This is a genomic window from Pseudomonas citrullilanati (genome assembly GCF_030580855.1).
Classification (GTDB): Bacteria; Pseudomonadota; Gammaproteobacteria; order Pseudomonadales; family Pseudomonadaceae; genus Aquipseudomonas; species Aquipseudomonas citrulli.
This window is the reverse complement of the sequence record NZ_JAUQOP010000027.1, coordinates 27,342-45,114: the sequence shown is the minus strand read 5'-3', so window position 1 is coordinate 45,114 and position 17,773 is coordinate 27,342. Positions and strand designations below refer to the sequence as shown.

General features: G+C 63.1%; 16 protein-coding genes. 3 read left to right on the top strand and 13 right to left on the bottom strand.

The genetic code is table 11. The annotated features are described in order from the left end of the window. Positions 1-29: 29 nt before the first annotated feature. A complete protein-coding gene (locus Q6A48_RS17715; protein WP_042730989.1) occupies positions 30-245 on the top strand; it encodes a hypothetical protein in 216 nt (71 codons plus the stop codon). Here Q6A48_RS17715 and yacG read toward each other — a convergent pair. Genes yacG through pilB form a run of 5 tightly spaced genes read right to left on the bottom strand, consistent with a single transcriptional unit; the run spans position 242 to position 4,872 of the window. Beyond that, a complete protein-coding gene (gene yacG, locus Q6A48_RS17710) occupies positions 242-448 on the bottom strand; it encodes a DNA gyrase inhibitor YacG (protein WP_304555448.1) in 207 nt (68 codons plus the stop codon). The two genes, Q6A48_RS17715 and yacG, sit on opposite strands and share 4 nt — an antisense overlap. Next, positions 445-1,068 (bottom strand): dephospho-CoA kinase, encoded by a 624-nt coding sequence (coaE, locus tag Q6A48_RS17705; protein ID WP_304555447.1) that lies wholly within the window; start codon positions 1,066-1,068, stop codon positions 445-447. The genes yacG and coaE overlap by 4 nt, the downstream gene beginning before the upstream one ends. A gap of 12 nt (positions 1,069-1,080) precedes the next feature. Then, positions 1,081-1,950 (bottom strand): prepilin peptidase, encoded by an 870-nt coding sequence (locus Q6A48_RS17700; protein ID WP_304555446.1) that lies wholly within the window; start codon positions 1,948-1,950, stop codon positions 1,081-1,083. Position 1,951: 1 nt separating this feature from the next. Further along, entirely contained in the window at positions 1,952-3,169 is a 1,218-nt protein-coding gene (locus Q6A48_RS17695) for a type II secretion system F family protein (RefSeq protein WP_304555445.1), read from the bottom strand. A 2-nt stretch (positions 3,170-3,171) separates the two neighbouring features. After that, on the bottom strand, positions 3,172-4,872 hold the full coding sequence (gene pilB, locus Q6A48_RS17690) for a type IV-A pilus assembly ATPase PilB (RefSeq protein WP_304555443.1): 1,701 nt from the start codon (positions 4,870-4,872) through the stop codon (positions 3,172-3,174). Positions 4,873-5,097: 225 nt separating this feature from the next. Between pilB and Q6A48_RS17685 the strand changes: the two genes are divergently transcribed. Together Q6A48_RS17685 and Q6A48_RS17680 are read left to right on the top strand one after the other, a co-directional pair. Then, complete coding sequence (locus tag Q6A48_RS17685; protein WP_304555442.1) at positions 5,098-5,505, top strand: pilin; 408 nt, start codon at positions 5,098-5,100, stop codon at positions 5,503-5,505. Positions 5,506-5,774: 269 nt separating this feature from the next. Then, complete coding sequence (locus Q6A48_RS17680) at positions 5,775-6,128, top strand: BON domain-containing protein (RefSeq protein ID WP_304555441.1); 354 nt, start codon at positions 5,775-5,777, stop codon at positions 6,126-6,128. A 333-nt stretch (positions 6,129-6,461) separates the two neighbouring features. Here the strand turns inward: Q6A48_RS17680 and Q6A48_RS17675 are convergent, their stop codons facing one another. The 8 genes from Q6A48_RS17675 to folK all read right to left on the bottom strand — a co-directional run bounded on the left by Q6A48_RS17675 (position 6,462) and on the right by folK (position 17,770). Beyond that, entirely contained in the window at positions 6,462-6,758 is a 297-nt protein-coding gene (locus Q6A48_RS17675; RefSeq protein ID WP_304555440.1) for a DUF2845 domain-containing protein, read from the bottom strand. Position 6,759: 1 nt separating this feature from the next. Then, positions 6,760-9,693: a DUF748 domain-containing protein gene (locus tag Q6A48_RS17670; protein ID WP_304555438.1), complete on the bottom strand. Its 2,934-nt coding sequence runs from the start codon at positions 9,691-9,693 to the stop codon at positions 6,760-6,762. Positions 9,694-9,809: 116 nt separating this feature from the next. Continuing rightward, positions 9,810-10,826 carry a class I SAM-dependent rRNA methyltransferase gene (locus Q6A48_RS17665; protein ID WP_304555437.1) on the bottom strand — a complete coding sequence of 339 codons (1,017 nt, stop codon included), beginning with the start codon at positions 10,824-10,826 and terminating at the stop codon, positions 9,810-9,812. A gap of 241 nt (positions 10,827-11,067) precedes the next feature. Then, the gene (acs, locus tag Q6A48_RS17660; RefSeq protein ID WP_304555436.1) at positions 11,068-13,005 is read right to left on the bottom strand and encodes an acetate--CoA ligase; all 1,938 of its coding nucleotides are present in this window, start codon (positions 13,003-13,005) and stop codon (positions 11,068-11,070) included. Positions 13,006-13,240: 235 nt separating this feature from the next. Further along, positions 13,241-14,905: a glucose-6-phosphate isomerase gene (gene pgi / locus Q6A48_RS17655; RefSeq protein WP_304555435.1), complete on the bottom strand. Its 1,665-nt coding sequence runs from the start codon at positions 14,903-14,905 to the stop codon at positions 13,241-13,243. A 368-nt stretch (positions 14,906-15,273) separates the two neighbouring features. Then, positions 15,274-16,134, bottom strand: coding sequence for a pantoate--beta-alanine ligase (gene panC, locus Q6A48_RS17650; protein WP_304555434.1), 861 nt, complete (start codon positions 16,132-16,134; stop codon positions 15,274-15,276). After that, on the bottom strand, positions 16,131-16,931 hold the full coding sequence (panB, locus tag Q6A48_RS17645) for a 3-methyl-2-oxobutanoate hydroxymethyltransferase (RefSeq protein ID WP_304555433.1): 801 nt from the start codon (positions 16,929-16,931) through the stop codon (positions 16,131-16,133). Before panB ends, panC begins: the two co-directional genes overlap by 4 nt. Positions 16,932-17,284: 353 nt before the next feature. Then, positions 17,285-17,770 (bottom strand): 2-amino-4-hydroxy-6-hydroxymethyldihydropteridine diphosphokinase, encoded by a 486-nt coding sequence (folK, locus tag Q6A48_RS17640; protein WP_304555431.1) that lies wholly within the window; start codon positions 17,768-17,770, stop codon positions 17,285-17,287. Between the last annotated feature and the right edge of the window lie 3 nt (positions 17,771-17,773).

Below are 17,773 nucleotides of genomic sequence, written 5' to 3'. Positions count from 1 at the left end.
TGCTCTGGAAAACTTCCAGGAGCACAGCGATGAGTGTTTATGAGTGGGCGAGACAAGAGATCAGGCGTAGCCACGATGCCGCGATGGAGATCGGTTTCGACCCGGGCTTGAGCCTGCGTGCCTTGCTCAGTGCCATCGTGCAACAGAGCAAGACAGTGCGCAGCGCCGAAGACCTGGCCGACGAGTTGAGTTTCCTGGCGGAAAATCTCGACGACCAGCAGGACTACGGTTTCATGCGGCCTTAATGATGCGAGCGGGGGTTGAAGTCCTCGCTGAACAGCTCATCCTCGGCCTCCGGGCTGACCGGGATCTTGTGTTCCTCGGACGCCCAGGCCCCCAGGTCGATCAGTTTGCAGCGATCGGAGCAGAACGGCCGGAACTTGCTTTGCGGGCTCCATTCGACGGGGGCGCCACAGGTTGGGCAATCAACGGTTGGGGTTTGGCTCATGACTGGCCTCCACGCAAAGTAAGGTAAAAGTGATGCAGGCGCTCGACCTCGCTGTGCAACCAGGCGAGGTCACGGTCGTTGACCACCACGTCGTCGGCATGGCTCAGGCGATCCTGGCGGCTGGACTGCGCCTTGAGGATCGCCTGGACCTGTTGTTCGCTGGTCTGGTCGCGCTGCAGGGTGCGTTCGACCTGCAACTGCTGCGGTGCGTCGATCACCAGGATGCGCCGGGTCATGGCGTACTGTCCCGATTCGATCAACAGTGGCGAGACCAGGATCGCATAGGGCGATTGTGCCTGCGCCAGGTGGTGGGCGATTTCATCGGCGATCAACGGGTGCAACAGCGCTTCGAGCCAACGGCGCTCATCGGCATTCTCGAAGATCAGCTTGCGCAGTGCCGCCCGATCCAGCGTGCCATCGGCCTGCAATACGCCCGGGCCGAAGTGACGGGCGATGCTGGCCAGCGCCGGGCGCCCGGGCTCGACCACCCAGCGCGCCGCGTGATCGGCGTCGATGACGTGCACGCCCAGGTCGATGAAGTGCTGGGCCGCCGCGCTCTTGCCGCTGCCAATGCCACCGGTCAGGCCGAGAATCCAGGGTTTTTCCATGGGGTTATTCATAGTGAATCGACATTAGAAACCGACAGCCTGCCAATAGAAGTCGGTTATTTGACCACCCCAGAGCAATGCAATCCAGCCGGCAATGGCCAGATAAGGGCCAAAGGGGATCTGCGTCGACCCCGGGGCGTTGCGCAGGCGCAGCACGACGACCCCGACGACCGCCCCCACCAGCGACGACAGCAACACCGTCAGGGGCAGGAGTTGCCAGCCGCCCCAGGCCCCCAGCATCGCCAGCAGCTTGAAGTCGCCGTAGCCCATGCCTTCCTTGCCGGTGAGCAGCTTGAACACCCAATACACCGACCACAGGACCAGGTAGCCCGCCACCGCGCCCCACATCGCCTGGTCCAGGGACGCGAACAAGCCGAAGCTGTTGACGATCAGGCCCAGCCACAACAGCGGCAGGACCAGTGTGTCGGGAAGCAATTGGTGTTCGGCGTCGATCAGGCTCATGGCCAGCAGGCCCCAGGTCAACACCATCACCGACGCGGCTTGCCAGCCGAAGCCGAAATGCCAGGCGACGAAGGCCGACAGGGCGCCGCAGGCCAGTTCGGTCAAGGGATAGCGCCGGCCGATGGGCGCGCTGCAGCTCGAACAGCGACCGCGCAGCATCAGGTAGCTGAGCAGCGGGATATTTTCCCAGGCCCGGATGCGATGGCCGCAATGGGGGCACTGGGAGTGGGGCAGCATCAGGTTGTAGACCGGGCCGGGGGCCTCGGCCGGCAAGCCCAGCAAGTCGTGGGCCTGCACGCGCCATTCGCGGCTGAGCATCTTCGGCAGGCGCCACACCAGCACGTTGAGGAAGCTGCCGATGATCAGCCCGAGCAGCAGCGCGGCAAGCGCGAAGGCCAGGGGATAAAGTACGAAGAATTCGCTCAGGGGCATGTCAGATCGCAGAGCCGAGTTGAAAGATGGGCAGGTACATGGCAACCACCAGGCCGCCGACGACCAACCCCAGGACCACCATGATGAAGGGTTCCATCAGGCTGGTGAGGTTGTCCACCAGATTGTCCACCTCGGCTTCGTAAAAGCTCGCCACCTTGTCGAGCATGTCATCCAGCGCGCCGGATTCCTCGCCGATGGCGGTCATCTGGATCGCCAGGTTCGGGAAGATGCCAGATGCGCGCATGGAGAAATTCAATTGCATGCCGGTGGAGACGTCCTGCTTGATGCGCTGCACCGCCTGCTTGAACACCACGTTGCCGGTGGCGCCGGACACCGAATCCAGGGCTTCCACCAACGGCACGCCCGCCGCGAAGGTGGTGGACAGCGTGCGGGCGTAGCGGGCCACGGCGGTCTTGTACATCAACGTGCCTATCAGCGGCAGTTTCAGCATCCATTTGTCGCGCCAGTCGCGCAGCGCCGGGGAGCGCTTGAGGGCCTGCTTCAGGCCAAAGAAACCGCCGACCAACAGGGCCAATATCAGCCACCACCAGCGCTGCATGAACTCCGACAGGCCGATGACCATCACCGTGAACGCCGGCAGTTGCGCGCCGAAGCCGGAGAACACCGATTCGAACTGGGGCACCACCTTGACCAGCAGGATACCGGTGACCACGGCCGCGACGAGCACCACGGCGGCCGGGTAGGTCATGGCTTTCTTGATCTTGGCCTTGAGCGCCTCGGTCTTCTCCTTGTAGGTCGCGATCCGGTCCAGCAACGTGTCCAGGGCGCCGGCCTGTTCACCGGCATCCACCAGGTTGCAGTACAACTCGTCGAAATACTGCGGGCATTTGCGCAGCGCCGCGGCGAAGCTGTTGCCTGCGGCGACCTCCTGCTTCACCTCGTCCACCAGCTTGCGCATGTTGGGGTTGTCGAAGCCTTCGCCAATGATGTCGAACGCCTGCAACAGCGGCACGCCGGCCTTGAGCATCGTCGCCATCTGGCGGGTGAAGAGGGCGATGTCCAGCGGCTTGATGCGCTTGCCCTTGCTGAAGATCGAGGCGGTCTTCTTGCGGACCTTTTCCGGCGTGATGCCTTGTTTACGCAACTGGGCCTTGACCAGGGCGGTGCTCTGCCCCGCCAGCTCACCGGTCATCCTCGTGCCTTTGCGGTCCTTGCCTTCCCAGGTGTAGACGTCGGTTTTGACTGCCTTGACCGCCATGTTCAATCCTTGGTGACCCGGTTGATTTCTTCGAGGCTGGTGACGCCTTGCATCACTTTGAGCAACCCCGAGGTGCGCAGGTCGTTGAAACCGTCCTTGCGCATCTGCAGGTCGATTTCCAGCGAGTTGCCCTCGGCCATGATCAGGCGTTGCAGCTCCGGTGTATTCCTGACCACTTCGTAGACCCCCACGCGCCCCTTGTAGCCACTGTTGCACTGTTCGCAACCGACCGGCTCATAGATCGTGAACGAGCCGATGCGTTCCCGAGGGAAACCTTCCTTGAGCAGGGTTTCGTCGGGAATCTCGATGGCTTTCTTGCAGTGGTTGCACAGCTTGCGCGCCAGCCGCTGGGCGATGATCAGGTGCACGGCGGTGGCAATGTTGAAGCCCGGGATGCCCATGTTCTGCAAGCGGATCAGGGTTTCGGCCGCGCTGTTGGTGTGCAGGGTAGAGAGCACCAGGTGACCGGTCTGGGCCGCCTTGATGGCGATCTCGGCGGTTTCCAGGTCGCGGATCTCGCCGACCATGATCACGTCCGGGTCCTGGCGCAGGAACGAGCGCAGGGCCTGGGCGAAATCCAGCCCCTGGCGTGGGTTCACGTTGACCTGGTTGATGCCCTCCATGTTGATCTCCACCGGATCCTCGGCGGTGGAAATGTTGATGTCCACGGTGTTGAGGATGTTCAGCCCGGTGTAGAGCGAGACGGTCTTGCCCGAGCCGGTTGGCCCGGTGACCAGGATCAGCCCCTGGGGTTGCTTGAGGGCGGCCATGTACAGGGCTTTCTGGTCCGGCTCGTAGCCCAGGGCATCGATACCCATTTGCGCGCTGGACGGATCGAGGATCCGGATCACCACTTTTTCGCCCCAGAGCGTGGGCAGGGTGTTGACCCGGAAATCGATGGACTTGTTTTTCGACAGGCGCATTTTCAGGCGTCCGTCCTGGGGCTTGCGGCGCTCGGAAATGTCCAGGCTGGCCATGACCTTCAGCCGAGCGGCGATGCGGGTGGCCAGTTGGGTCGGCGGCTTGGCCACTTCGCGCAGCATGCCGTCGGTGCGCACCCGCACCCGGTAGGATTTTTCATAGGGTTCGAAGTGCAGGTCGGAAGAGCCGCCCTTGATCGCGTCCAGCAGCATCTTGTTGACGAAGCGCACCACCGGCGCATCGTCGGCGTCCTGGCCGACAAGAGCGTCCTGCTTGCGGTCGTCGTCCGACTCGATGTCCAGGCCGTCGAGGTCGACATCGCCCATGCCCTCCAGGCCGGTGCTGCTGGACTCGAAGAATTTCTCGATGGCGTCGCTGAGCTTGTCGTCCTCCACCAGGATCGCTTCGGTGGTCAGGCCGGTGCTGAACTGGATGTCGTTGATGGCCTGGTGGTTGGTCGGGTCGGAGATGCCCACGAACAGCTTGTTGCCACGCCGCCAGAGCGGCAGGGCATGGTGCTGGCGGACCAGTTTTTCGCTGACCAGCCCGGTGGGCTGGTTCTCCTTGTCGAGGCTGTTGAGATCCAGCAAGGCGACGCCAAAATGCTCCGAGGCGATTTCCGCGATTTGACGGCTCTGGACCAGTTTGTTCTGTACCAGGTAGCTGACCAGGGGCATGCGATTGCGCTGGGCCTGCTGGTACGCCTGCTGGGCATTCTGCTCGGTGATCAGTTCGGCCAACACCAATTGCTTGGTCAGGCCGCTGAGGGCGATGTCATTCATGGGAATACCGGACGCGGACAGTTCATGACTTATAGCCTAGTCAAGCATCGACGCCAAACCAGCGGGGCGGGGTGACAAAAAGTGTCAGATAGTGCGGTTGTTGGGGTAGGACGCTGGTCGTCCAACGGTCGAAGGCCCTTGCCGGCGGCGCCTTTGCGGGTTGGCATATGCCGTGCAACAGCCGCCTCAGGACATGAGATTCCGCCTCATGCTATGGAGAAGTCTATGAGCAAGCAGAAAGGTTTTACCCTGATCGAACTGCTGATCGTCGTGGCGATCATCGGCATCCTGGCGACGTTTGCGTTGCCGCAATATTCCAGGTACCAGGCACGGGCCAAGGCCGCGGCCGGGCTTGGGGAAATCTCGGCGTTGAAGGTGCCGTACGAAGACCAGATGAACCAGGGTGTCACGCCGACCCTGGCGCTCATGAACGCCACGTCCCCTACCAGCAACTGCACGATCACGGTGACCGGTACCGCTGCGGCGGGGGGGACCATCGTGTGTACGCTTCTGAACGCCCCGGCCTCCGTGGCGGGCAAGACGATTACCCTCAGTCGTGACGCCAACGGCGCCTGGACATGCGCCTCCAACGCACCCAAGGAATACCTGCCAGCGGGTTGCCCTGGCGTGTGATACCTGCCCGGCGAGGGAGCCCGCTCCCTCGCCACAGAAACTTTCCTTAATTCATATGCTTAGCCGGAAGCTTGAATCGGCAAGTTGCATGTCTAAAAAGCGAAGGGTCTTGCATTTTGCATGATTCCGAAAAAAGCCGCTTCGCTTAACTCATTGATTTAGAACGAATTAATCAATGTTTCAAAACTGGCACAGCCTTCGCACTACTCCTGTTAACCCTGCCGGGATGCACCTCCGGCGGTTTTCTGAGAAAAACAGGAGTTACTCGTATGAAGAAGTTCGCTATCACTGCCGCTGCTGCTACCGCACTGACCCTGACCATGGCTAGCGCATTCGCCGAGACCACTCAAGCAACTCAGGCTCCAATGATGCTGGCTGCTGGCGAAGTGACCAAGGCGAAGGAAGCCACCTCCGACACCTGGATCACCACCAAGGTCAAGGCTGACCTGGTCACTGAAAAAGGTATCCCAGGCTCCGACATCAAGGTTGAGACCAACAAGGGTGTCGTGTCCCTGTCCTCCACCGTGGCTGTGACTGACTCGCAGAAAAAAATGGCCGTAGACATCGCCAAGAAAATCAAAGGCGTCAAGGCCGTCTCGGCTGATGGCCTGAAAGCCGAATAAGGCTCAAGACTTCTCGCCTGGACCGGGAGAAGGCACGGCAAGCGGGCTGAGTCATACGCCGGCCGTTGCTTTTGGAGTTCATGCGAAGGCCACACGGACGTGGCCATTACAGGCCCTCGGCACTCGTGCCGGGGGCCTGTTCTATTCCGGGTGAGGAAATTGCGGATTAAAGTTGTGGGCCAGTCTGGGAAACCGGGTTGTCCTTTTCGCGAGCCGGCTCGTTCCCACATTTAAATGCATTGTGCCCGAAGAACCTCGGTCCACCGGGAGCGAGCCTGCTCGCGAAGGCGGCGGCACGACCAACACACATGCCGCTATTGACTAGTGACTCGGTCAGCGCCCGCGCTTGCTGGTGATCTGCACCAGTCGATTCCCCTCGAAACGCAGGTACTGGTACATGCCGCTGTTGGGGCCGTAGGTCCATTCTTCCACGGGGTATTCCTCGCGGCGATTGACACTGCGCTTGTAGCCCAGGTCATCCCGCGCCGCAGGCTGCCCGCACTTCTGCAACACTTCGCTGGAACGGTCGCCGACGCTGATCAACTGGCTGCCGCACCGCAGCGTATCAGCCGCCAAGGCCTGGCCGGCGGCGAGCAATAGACCCAGGCTGAGCCCGTACCAGGGTTTCATCTTATTCGGCATCCAAATGCATAGGGGTGATCACCCGGCCGTCACTCTCGGCCTGGCCGAGGCTGGCGTCGATGAAGTAGACGCGGTCGTCGGCCAGGCGGCCCTTGTCCACCAGGAAGTCCTTGATGCTACCGGCCCGCTCTTGCCCCAGTTGGCGCAGCAACACGTCACTGCCGCTCCAGAACTTGATCACGCTTTCGCGCAGCTTGTCGGTGCGCGCCTTCTTGTCCAGTTGTGCCCATTCGGCCGGTGGCTGGGTCTTGAGGCGGGTACGGTAGATGCCTTCGAGCAACGGTGCCTTTTCATCCTCGGGCACCTGCAACAGCGAAGCCTGGGCCGGCACCTTGTCGCCACGGCGCTGGAGCATCTTGTAGTAGTTGTACTGGTATTCACGTTCCAGGCGCTGGGCCGCCAGCAGCGGGCCGTCGCTGCTTTCGGCGGCGGTGCCTTCGATCTCCAGGCGCAGTTCCGGACGCTTGCCCAGGGCTTCGGAAAGCTTGAGCAGCACGCCCTCGCTCTCTTTGCTCAAGTCGCTGGAGCCCGGGGCGAATGCCACGCTGCCGAGGTCTTCCGAACCGCCACCGGACACCAGCCCGCCGATGAGCTTGAACGGTGCCTGTGCGGCGCGTACCACCAGGTTGCGCAGGGTCTGCCAGACAATCGGCATGACGCTGAACTGCGGGTCGTTGAGGTTGCCGGTGACCGGCAGCTCGATGGAAATCTTCCCTTCGGAGTCTTTCAACAGCGCGACGGCCAGCTTCAGCGGCAGGCTCACGGCGTCCGGGCTGTCGACTTTTTCGCCGAGTTGCAATTGCTCCACCACCACCTTGTTTTCAGCCTGGAGCTGGCCCTTGGTGATCCGGTAATGCAGGTCCAGGTTGAGCCGGCCCTTGCGGATGCGGTAGCCGGCGAACTTACCGGAGTAAGGGGTCAGGGTGGTCAGTTCGACCCGTTTGAAACTGGTGGCGATGTCGAGGCTGGCCATCGGGTCGAAGGGGTTGAGCGCACCCTTGATGGTCACCGGCGCATAGCGGTCGACCTTGCCCTTGACGTCCACGCTGGCCGGCTTGACTTCGCGGCTGTCGATGGTGCCGATCTGGCCGTTGAGCTGCTGGATGGCCGTGGCGAAGTTCGGCGTCAGGCTGAAGTCGGCGAAGTTGGCCGAGCCGTCGTTGATGGCGATGCCGCCAATGTGGATGCCCAGCGGTTTGTCCTGGGAGGCCGGCTTGGCCGCCGTGGTTTTCGTCGAGCCCTCGGCCGGTTGCGGGATCAGCAGGTCATCGACGTTGGTGGTGCGGTCGTCGTTGATCATGAAGCGCGCATAGGGTTGGAACAGGTTCACCTTGTCGATGGACAGGCGGTCGCCGTGCTGGTAGTCGAGGCCTTCGAGGACCAGGCTCTGCCACTTGACGAAGTCCCGGGTCTTGAGGGTGTCGAGGGTGTGCAATTGATCGACCTGGGCGCGGCCGGTCACGGCGAAGGCCAGCGGCTCGGTGCTCTTGAGGTCCACCGCCAGGTCGCTGCCGAGCATCCCGGAGCGCAGTTCCAGGCGTATGAACGGGTTGATGTACGACTGGGCGACCCGCAGGTCGATGTCCTGGGTCTTGACCTTGAGCCGGGCGCTGATGGGGTTCAGGTTGACTTCGCCGTCAGCGAGGATCTTGCCTTGCTTGCCCACGCCGGTATCCAGCTTGAGGCTGAAGGGCGAGCCGTTGAGGGTGTCGTAGTTCTGCAGGTCCAGGTTCAGCGGGCCGACTTCCAGTGCCACGGCAGGTTGTGCCTGACGGTCGGCCAGGTGCACCTGGTAATTGCGCAGTTGCACGTCTTTGAGCAGCACCTGCCAGGGTTTGCCGGGGGCAGCGGGTTCGGCTTTCGGCGAATCGGCCGCGGCGGGGGCGGACGCGGGTTCGGCCTTGGCCTGTGGCTTGGCCGGTTGGCTGGCGAAGAGTTTCTGCCAGTCGAGTTGCCCGTCCGCCTCGCGAGCGGCCCAGGTTTCAAGCTTCTGGCTGCGGATCTTGCCCACCACCACTTGCTGCTTGGCCAGGTCGACCGTGGTGTCGCTGACGTCCAGGCGTTCGAGCCGGGCCAATGGCCGGCCATCGGGTGCCTTGATGGCGAACGGTGCGACGCTGGCGGCGACATTGTCGAGGCGCAGTTCGGTGCCCTTGGCCAGGTTGAGCGTGTAGTCGGTGCTGACGTTCAGCACGCCGTTTTCCAGCACCAGCGGCACGGCGTCGCGGACATAGGGCCAGAAGGCTTTCATCTGGCCGTCGGTGATCTTGAGCTTGCCTTCGGAGGCGATCGGCGTGAGGCTGAAGTTGCCGGTCCAATCGACGCGGCCGCCGCCAGGGCCGACGGCCACCAGGGTCATGTCGGCGCTGTCGTCGGGCAGGGTGCTGAGGTTCTTCAGTTCGAAGTCGAGGGCGTCGTAGAGGAATTCGATCGGCTCGCTGGGGCGCAGGTCCTGGAAGTGCACGTAGCCGCTGGCCAGCTTGATCCGGTCGACGCGCAGTGGAAATGGCTTGGCCTCGGGGTCGGCCGGAGTCGGCTCGCTGGCCGGCAGCTTGAACAGGCCCAGCAGGTTCAACTGGCCGTCCTTGGCGAACACCACTTCGGTCCTGGGCTTGTCGAGCTCGATGTCGGCCAGGTGCAGGGCGCCGGACCACAGGCTGTCGACCTGCAGGTTGGCGTACAGCCGTTCGAAGCCGATCTGCTCCTTGCCCGGTTCACCGATGCTCAGGCCCCAGAGGGTCACTTCGAGGCTGAACGGATTGAGCTCGATCCGCTGGATCCGGGCGGGCACCGTGGCGTGCTCGGCCAACTGCTGATTGGCGATCCGCAAGGCGATACCGGGCAGGATCAGGAAACCCAACAGGCTGTACAGGGCCAGTGCGGTCAACAGGGCGCCGAGAGCGCGGAGCAATCCTTTGGGCATGTGCGGCTTCATCTGATGTGAATTCGGAGTGCCTTGGAGTATGGCATGCGTTTGCGGTTCCGAAACCACTGTGATTTATGAGATTTGTCCGCTGTTTCAGTAGGATTGCGACGAATTCAAAGCTGCAGGATCAACGTCTTGAGCGGCGGCTGGTTGTCCATCGAGGGGAAATCGCTGCCGGGCGTCAGCACGCTCCATTCCCGAACCGGCCGGCCGGCCTTTTCCGCGCAGCGCAGCACCTGCTCGCGCCAGTCGTCCATCGGCACTTTCGCCAGGTTGTTGCAGCAGATCAGCACGCCGTCTTCGGCGGTGGCCAGCAGCGCCGGTTTCAGCAGGCTCTGGTAATCACGCAGCAGGTCGACCGTACCGAAGGCGCTCTTGGCCCAGGCGGGCGGATCGAGCAGCACCAGGTCGTACTGACGTGGTTCCAGGCGCACATAGCTGGGCAGCTTCTGCCCGCGGCGCTGGCTGATGGGCAGGCCGGCCAGCTGGCGGATCGCCGGGAAGTAATCCGACTGCACGAACGTCATGGGCGGCAAGGTCGGGTTGAGCAAGCCATTCTCACGGCCCACGGCCAGGTTCCCTTCGGCGAAGTCGAGGTTGCAGACTTCCCGGGCCCCACCGGCGGCCGCGCTCAAGCCGACGCCGCAGGTATAGGCGAACAGATTCAGTACGCGCTTGCCCCGGCTGTGCGCCTTGACCCAGCCGCGGGCGTTGCGCAGGTCGAGGAACAGCAAGGGGTCTTGCCCGGCATGGCGCCCGCGCACGCGGTAATTCAGGCCCCACTCATGACCGACCAGGTCTTGCAGGGCGGCTTCATCGGCCGGGTAGACGGGGTCCTGGCGGTCGATGCGCGAATTGCCGCCGGAGCGGTCGTTGTAGACCAGCAGGGTGTCCAGGCCCAGGTGCTCGTTGACGATCCCATGGAGTTGCAACAGGGCCTCGCGCTCCAGTGGCTGGTGGAAGCTCTGCACCAGCAGTTGCGGGCCGTAGCGGTCGACGGTCAGGCCGGGCGCGCCTTCCTGGCTGCCGTGGAACAAGCGATAGCAGTCGGTGCCTTGCTGGTGCAACTGGCCGAGCAGGTCCTGACGCTGGTCGAGGGCGGCGCGCAGCGCCAGATTCAAGGAAGCCATGCCGGGCGCGCCTTAGAGAAATGAGGCGCGGGAGTTTAGCAGTTATGGCTGGCGTGGTCCCTGTGGGTGCACTGTGGCGAGGGGATTTATCCCCGCTGGACTGCTCGGCAGTCCTTGGTTCTGCAAGCGAAATCTGACTGACACTGTGAGGTGTCAGGCTTTAGGGCTGCTGCGCAGCCCGGCGGGGATAAATCCCCTCGCCACAGGGCTGGGTGCCACTGGGGGAACCCAGTTGTCCGCCTCAGCGATTCAAGCGCTTGTCGATCAACCCCTCCACCACGCTCGGATCGGCCAGGGTCGAGGTGTCGCCCAGGCTGTCGAGTTCATTGCAGGCGATCTTGCGCAGGATGCGGCGCATGATCTTGCCCGAGCGGGTCTTGGGCAGCGCCGGTGCCCACTGGATCAGTTCCGGTTTGGCGAAGCTGCCGATTTCCTTGCTGACGAGGGCCAGCAAGTCGTTGTGCAAGGTTTCGTCGGCCTCGACGCCGTTCATCGGTGTGACGAAGGCGTAGATGCCCTGGCCCTTGAGGTCATGGGGATAACCGACCACCGCCGCTTCGGCAATGCTGTCGTGCAGCACCAGGGCGCTTTCCACTTCGGCGGTGCCGATGCGGTGGCCGGAGACGTTGATCACGTCGTCGATGCGCCCGGTGATCCAGTAATCGCCGTCTTCGTCACGACGGGCGCCGTCGCCGGTGAAGTAGTACCCGGGGTAGGGCTTGAAGTAGGTCTCGACCATGCGCTGATGGTCGCCGTAGACGCTGCGGATCTGTGCGGGCCAGCTGGATTTGATGGCCAGCACGCCGCTGCCGGCACCGCTGATTTCCTTGCCCGTTTCATCCAGCAGCACCGGCTGCACGCCGAACATCGGCCGGGTGGCGCAGCCCGGCTTGAGCCGTGGGGCGCTGACCAGCGGGCTGAGCATGATGCCGCCGGTTTCGGTCTGCCACCACGTATCGACAATCGGGCAGCGCTGTTCGCCGACCGCATTGAAATACCATTCCCACGCTTCGGGGTTGATCGGCTCACCGACACTGCCGAGCAATCGCAGGCTCTGGCGCGAGGTGTCCTGCAAGGGGCCGGGGCCTTCGCGCATCAACGCCCGCAGGGCCGTCGGCGCGGTGTAGAAAATGTTGACCTGGTGTTTGTCGATCACTTGCCAGAAGCGCGAACTGCTGGGGTAGCTTGGCACGCCTTCGAAGATCAGCGTGGTGGCGCCGTTGGCCAGCGGCCCGTAGACGATGTAGCTGTGGCCGGTGACCCAGCCGACATCGGCGGTGCACCAGAAGACTTCGTTGTCCCGGTAGTCCAGCACGTACTTGAATGTCATCGCCGCTTGCAGCAGGTAGCCGCCGGTGGTGTGGAGGACGCCCTTGGGCTTGCCGGTGCTGCCGGAGGTATAGAGGATGAACAGCGGGTCCTCGGCGTCCATCGGTTCGGGCGGGCAATCGTCGCTCGCGTCGTGCATGGCCTGGTGGTACCACAGGTCGCGACCTTCGACCCAGTCCACCTCGCCCTGGGTGCGCGCGACCACCACCACGGTGCCGACATTCGGGCAGCTTTCCAGCGCCTTGTCGACGTTGCGCTTGAGCGGGATGAAACGCCCGCCGCGCACGCCTTCGTCCGCGGTGATCACGGTGCGGCAGTCGGCATCGAGAATCCGGTCACGCAGGGAGTCCGGCGAGAAGCCCCCGAACACCACCGAGTGCACCGCGCCGATGCGGGTGCAGGCGAGCATGGCGTAGGCTGCTTCTGGAATCATCGGCATGTAGATGCAGACCCGGTCGCCTTTTTTCACGCCGCGACTTTTCAGCACGTTGGCCAGGCGGCAGACGTGGTCATGCAATTTCTTGTAGGTGATTTGCGCCGATTCGGCGGGGTTGTCGCCTTCCCAGATGATCGCGACCTGGTCGCCACGGGTGCCAAGGTGGCGGTCGATGCAGTTGGCGCTGACGTTCAATTTGCCGCCGGCGAACCAGGTCGCGTCGCCGCTCCTGAGGTCATAGCGCTGGACAGTTTGCCAAGGCGCCATCCAGTCGAGAAAGCGCGTGGCTTGCCCGGCCCAGAACGCGCTGGGGTGTTCGATGGATTCCTTGTAGAGCCGCTGGTACTCGTCCTGACTCAATTGCGCAGCCCGGCGGACGGCATCGGCTTGGGGGTACTGGCTGATCTCGAACATGACGGATCCTTATTCTTGTTTTTGCGACAAGCATAAAGATGCGCCGAGTAGCCTGAGGGTTCAAGTCATGCACAAAGCAACTGTGGGAGCGAGCCTAGTGGGAGCAAAGCTTGCTCGCGACGACGTCGTCACATTCAACGGTAGGTTGATATCAGACCGCTATCGCGAGCAAGCTTTGCTCCCACCAGGCGCGCTCCCACAGGGTTCAGCGCTGAGCTGTGGGAGCGGGGTACGATCAGCCGCGATGACGCCCGCGGAAGTAGTTGATCAGGCCCTGGGTCGAAGCGTCTTCGGCCGGGGTTTCTTCGCTGCCCACCAGGCGGTTGTAGACACCCTTGCCCAGCTCCTTGCCCAGCTCCACGCCCCACTGGTCGAAGGCGTTGATGCCCCAGACCACGCTTTGCACGAACACCTTGTGTTCATACAACGCCACCAGCGCACCCAGGCGCCGTGGGCTGATGCGCTCGACCACCAGGGTATTGCTCGGACGGTTGCCCGGGATCACCTTGTGGGACGCCAGTTTCTGCACTTCTTCTTCGCTCGCGCCCTTGTCCCGCAGCTCGGCTTCGGCTTCGGCGCGGGTCTTGCCCAGCATCAGTGCCTGGCTCTGGGACAGGCAGTTGGCGTACAGCCACTGGTGGTGGTCGGCGACCGGGTTGAAGCTGACGATCGGCACGATGAAGTCGGCCGGGATCAGTTGCGTGCCCTGGTGCAACAACTGGTGATAGGCGTGCTGGCCGTTGCAGCCGACGCCGCCCCAGATCACCGGCCCGGTGTCGGTGGACACGGGGGTGCCGTCCTGGCGCACGCTCTTGCCGTTGGACTCCATGTCCAGTTGCTGCAAGTGCTTGGTGATGTTGCGCAGGTAATGGTCGTACGGCAGGATCGCGTGGCTTTGCGCGCCCCAGAAGTTGCCGTACCACACCCCCAGCAGCGCCAGCAGCACCGGCATGTTCTGTTCGAATGGTGCGCTCTGGAAATGCTGGTCCATGGAATAGGCCCCGGAGAGCAATTCCTTGAAGTTCGACATGCCGATGGCCAGGGCGATCGGCAGGCCGATGGCCGACCACAGCGAATAGCGCCCGCCCACCCAGTCCCACATCGGGAAAATGTTCTCTTCGCGGATGCCGAAGGCCACCGCGGCGGCGTTGTTGCTCGAAACGGCGATGAAGTGGCGATACAGCTCGGCCTCGGAGCCACCCTGGGCAAGGTACCAGGCGCGAGCGGCCTGGGCGTTCTTCAGGGTTTCGAGGGTGCTGAAGGATTTCGACGAGACGATGAACAACGTGGTCTCGGCGCGCAGCTTCATGGTCAGTTCATGGAACTCGCTGCCGTCGATGTTTGCCAGGTAGTGGCAACGCACGCCCTTGTGGGTATAGGACAGCAGGGCCTCGGACACCAGTTGCGGGCCGAGGAACGAGCCACCGATGCCGATGTTCACCACGTCGGTGATCGGCTTCTCGGTGTAGCCACGCCACAGGCCGTCGTGGATGCGGCCTACCAGGTCGGTGATCTGGTTCAACACCTTGTGCACTTCGGGCATCACGTTGACGCCGTTGACCGACAGCTTGTCGCCGACTGGACGGCGCAGGGCGGTGTGCAGGGCCGGGCGACCTTCGGACGAGTTGACGATCTCGCCTTCGAACAGCGCCTTGATCGCGCCCTGGAGGTCGACTTCGTTGGCCAGGCCTACCAGCAGGTCGCGGGTCTGGGCGTTGATCAGGTTTTTCGAGTAGTCGAGAAACAGGCCGCAGCTCGACAGGGTGAATTGGTTGAAACGCTGCGGATCGGCATTGAACGCTTCGCGCATGCTGAAATCCTGCATGGCTTTGCGGTGGTCATTCAGCGCTTGCCAGGCGGGCAGAGCGGTCACGTCATGAGGGGTTCGGTAATACGCCATCGCTGCGGGTTTCCTTTTTACTTGAACGACCTTTTGTACACTAAAAATTCCGGCGCGACATGGGACGGGCGTCCGGACCCTGCATCGACACGATCGCCAAACGCAGGGCGACTACAGTAAACCTCGCGTTGCGATCTGTCTCGGCTTTGTCAGACAGTTTCCCGGTACTTTTTTATACAGCAGGGGCGGGCACGGTCCGACAGACGGAAGCGCAGGGGACATTGCTGATCAACGGTGAGCGCAAGCCTTGTGGGAGCAAAGCTAGCTCGCGAACGCCGCCGTCACATTCACATCTGGATCGACTGTCAGATCGCTATCGCGAGCAAGCTTTGCTCCCACAGGTCTTTTCCTACCGGGTTTGCGCAGGGTCAGGCGGGGGCGTCGAGATCCAGGTGCAGGTTGTCGATCAACCGCGTGGTCCCGAGGAAGGCGGCCACCAGGATCACCAGGTCCCGGTCCTCCGGCGTGGCCGGGCGCAAGGTCCGGGCGTGACGGATTTCCAGGTAGTCAGGGCGCAAGCCGGCGGCTTCGAGTTGCTGGAGCTGCCCGGCGATCAACGCGGGGTAATCGCGTTGCCCCTGCCGGATGGCTTCGGCGATCTGGCTCAGGCCACGATAAACCACCGGGGCGGTGGTGCGTTGCTCGGGACTGAGGAAGCCATTGCGCGACGACAGCGCCAGGCCATCGTCGGCCCGTACGGTGGGTTCGCCGATGATCTGGATCGGCATGTTCAAGTCATGGACCAGTGCGCGGATCACCGCCAGTTGCTGGAAGTCTTTCTGGCCAAACACCGCGATGTCAGGCTGAACCATGTTGAACAGCTTGCTGACCACCGTCGCCACGCCCTCGAAATGCCCGGGGCGACTGGCGCCACACAGGCCTTCGGACAATTGCGGCACGCTGACCCGGGTCTGCCCGGCCATGCCGTCGGGGTACATTTCCTCGACGCTGGGAGCGAACAGCAGGTGGCAACCGGCCTGGAGCAGTTTCTCCTGGTCGGCGACCAGGGTGCGCGGGTACTTGTCCAGGTCTTCGCCGGCGCCGAACTGCAGCGGATTGACGAAGATGCTCGCCACCACGAAGTCGGCCCGCTGCCCGGCCTTGGTCACCAGCGCCACGTGGCCGCTGTGCAGGTTGCCCATGGTCGGCACGAAGGCGATGCGCTTGCCTTCGCTGCGGGCGCGGGCCACGGCAGCGCGCAGTTCGCGTACGGTCTTGACGGTGTTCATGCAGAGAATCCGTGTTCGGCGCCCGGGAAGGTGGCGCCCTTCACTTCGGCGACGTAGGCGCCGAGGGCGGCCTGGATGGTGGTTTGCCCGGCCATGAAGTTCTTCACGAACTTGGGCGAGCGGCCGGTGAGCGACAAGCCGAGCATGTCGTGCAGCACCAGCACCTGGCCGTCGGTGGCGCTGCCGGCGCCGATCCCGATCACCGGGATCTTCACCGCCTGGGTGATTTCTTCGGCCAGCTCGCTGGGCACGCACTCGAGCAGCAGCATCGCCGCACCGGCCTGTTCCAGGGCAATGGCGTCGGCGCGCATCTGGCGGGCCTGGTTTTCATTGCGGCCCTGGACCTTATAGCCGCCGAGGATGTTCACCGCTTGCGGCGTCAAACCCAAGTGCGCGCAGACCGGGATGCCACGTTCGGCCAGCAGCCGGATCGAGTCCGCCAGCCACAGGGCCCCTTCGATCTTGACCATGTGCGCGCCAGCCTGCATCAGCAGGGCGCTGTTGGTCATGGTTTGTTCGAGGGTGGCGTAGGCCATGAACGGCAGGTCGGCGAGGATCAATGCATCGGTGTTACCGCGTTTGACGGCGGCCACGTGATAGGCCATCTCGGCGGTGGTCACCGGCAGCGTGCTGTCGTGACCTTGCAGCACCATGCCGAGGGAATCGCCCACCAGCAGCACTTCGACACCGGCTTCGTTGCAGGCGTGGGCGAAGGTTGCGTCATAGCAGGTCAGCATGGTGATTTTCTCACCTTTTTGCTTGAGACCTTGCAGCGTGGTCAGGGTAATAGCTGGCATGAAAAAGTCCTCTTCAGGCGCTCGTGAACTACTGCGAGTAACGCGCATGATTCGTCATTTATACAGGCGCACCTTCTATGCGTGGTGCTTGTAAGGCCTGGATTGCGCCCTTAAACGCCGCGTTGGCGGCTATGGGACGCCTATAGTCGTGAGGAGCACCCGGGAAGTCAATTGGATGTGTTACCGCCGGGTGTTACCGGGGTTACTGATGCGTTTCAGCCAAATCGGAAGTTGCCTGGCACTGAACCTTGTGGGAGCGAGCCTGCTGGCGATAGCGGTTTATCAGTCAACATTTATATCGACTGGCCCGCCGCTATCGCGAGCAGGCTCGCTCCCACAAGGGAGGGTCTTCGTCAGAAAGTGGGCAGGCGTTCGAGGCCGGCGAACGGGCAGGCGGCGAGCAGGTCCCGGAGCAGGCGCCCATCGGCCAGGCGCAGCTCGGCGGGTGCCAGTTCCGCCAGCGGGTACAGGACGAACGCCCGGGCGTGCATGTGGTAGTGCGGGACCTTGAGGCGAGGCTCGTCGATCAGGCGGTCACCGAACAGCAGGATATCCAGGTCCAGGGTACGCGGGCCCCAGCGTTCCAGGCGCTCGCGGCCTTGGCCGGTTTCGATGGCTTGCAAGGCATCGAGCAGGTCCAGCGGGGCCAGGCGACTGTCCAGCGCCGCCACCGCATTGGTGTAGCGCGGCTGGCCAGGCAGCAGCGAGTCGCTTTGATAAAACGCCGAGACTCCCGCCAGTTGTGTGCCTGGCAATTGCGCCAGCGCCTGGAGGGCACTGCGCAATTGCTCGGCGGGTTGGGCCAGGTTGCTGCCCAGGCCGACGTAGATGCGCTCCATCGA

Bases quoted from the DNA above. Each gene is read 5' to 3' on its own strand.
- Q6A48_RS17715 (WP_042730989.1), top strand. From the start codon at position 30: ATGAGTGTTTATGAGTGGGCGAGACAAGAGATCAGGCGTAGCCACGAT.
- yacG (WP_304555448.1), bottom strand. From the start codon at position 448: ATGAGCCAAACCCCAACCGTTGATTGCCCAACCTGTGGCGCCCCCGTC.
- coaE (WP_304555447.1), bottom strand. From the start codon at position 1,068: ATGAATAACCCCATGGAAAAACCCTGGATTCTCGGCCTGACCGGTGGC.
- Q6A48_RS17700 (WP_304555446.1), bottom strand. From the start codon at position 1,950: ATGCCCCTGAGCGAATTCTTCGTACTTTATCCCCTGGCCTTCGCGCTT.
- Q6A48_RS17695 (WP_304555445.1), bottom strand. From the start codon at position 3,169: ATGGCGGTCAAGGCAGTCAAAACCGACGTCTACACCTGGGAAGGCAAG.
- pilB (WP_304555443.1), bottom strand. From the start codon at position 4,872: ATGAATGACATCGCCCTCAGCGGCCTGACCAAGCAATTGGTGTTGGCC.
- Q6A48_RS17685 (WP_304555442.1), top strand. From the start codon at position 5,098: ATGAGCAAGCAGAAAGGTTTTACCCTGATCGAACTGCTGATCGTCGTG.
- Q6A48_RS17680 (WP_304555441.1), top strand. From the start codon at position 5,775: ATGAAGAAGTTCGCTATCACTGCCGCTGCTGCTACCGCACTGACCCTG.
- Q6A48_RS17675 (WP_304555440.1), bottom strand. From the start codon at position 6,758: ATGAAACCCTGGTACGGGCTCAGCCTGGGTCTATTGCTCGCCGCCGGC.
- Q6A48_RS17670 (WP_304555438.1), bottom strand. From the start codon at position 9,693: ATGCCCAAAGGATTGCTCCGCGCTCTCGGCGCCCTGTTGACCGCACTG.
- Q6A48_RS17665 (WP_304555437.1), bottom strand. From the start codon at position 10,826: ATGGCTTCCTTGAATCTGGCGCTGCGCGCCGCCCTCGACCAGCGTCAG.
- acs (WP_304555436.1), bottom strand. From the start codon at position 13,005: ATGTTCGAGATCAGCCAGTACCCCCAAGCCGATGCCGTCCGCCGGGCT.
- pgi (WP_304555435.1), bottom strand. From the start codon at position 14,905: ATGGCGTATTACCGAACCCCTCATGACGTGACCGCTCTGCCCGCCTGG.
- panC (WP_304555434.1), bottom strand. From the start codon at position 16,134: ATGAACACCGTCAAGACCGTACGCGAACTGCGCGCTGCCGTGGCCCGC.
- panB (WP_304555433.1), bottom strand. From the start codon at position 16,931: ATGCCAGCTATTACCCTGACCACGCTGCAAGGTCTCAAGCAAAAAGGT.
- folK (WP_304555431.1), bottom strand. From the start codon at position 17,770: ATGGAGCGCATCTACGTCGGCCTGGGCAGCAACCTGGCCCAACCCGCC.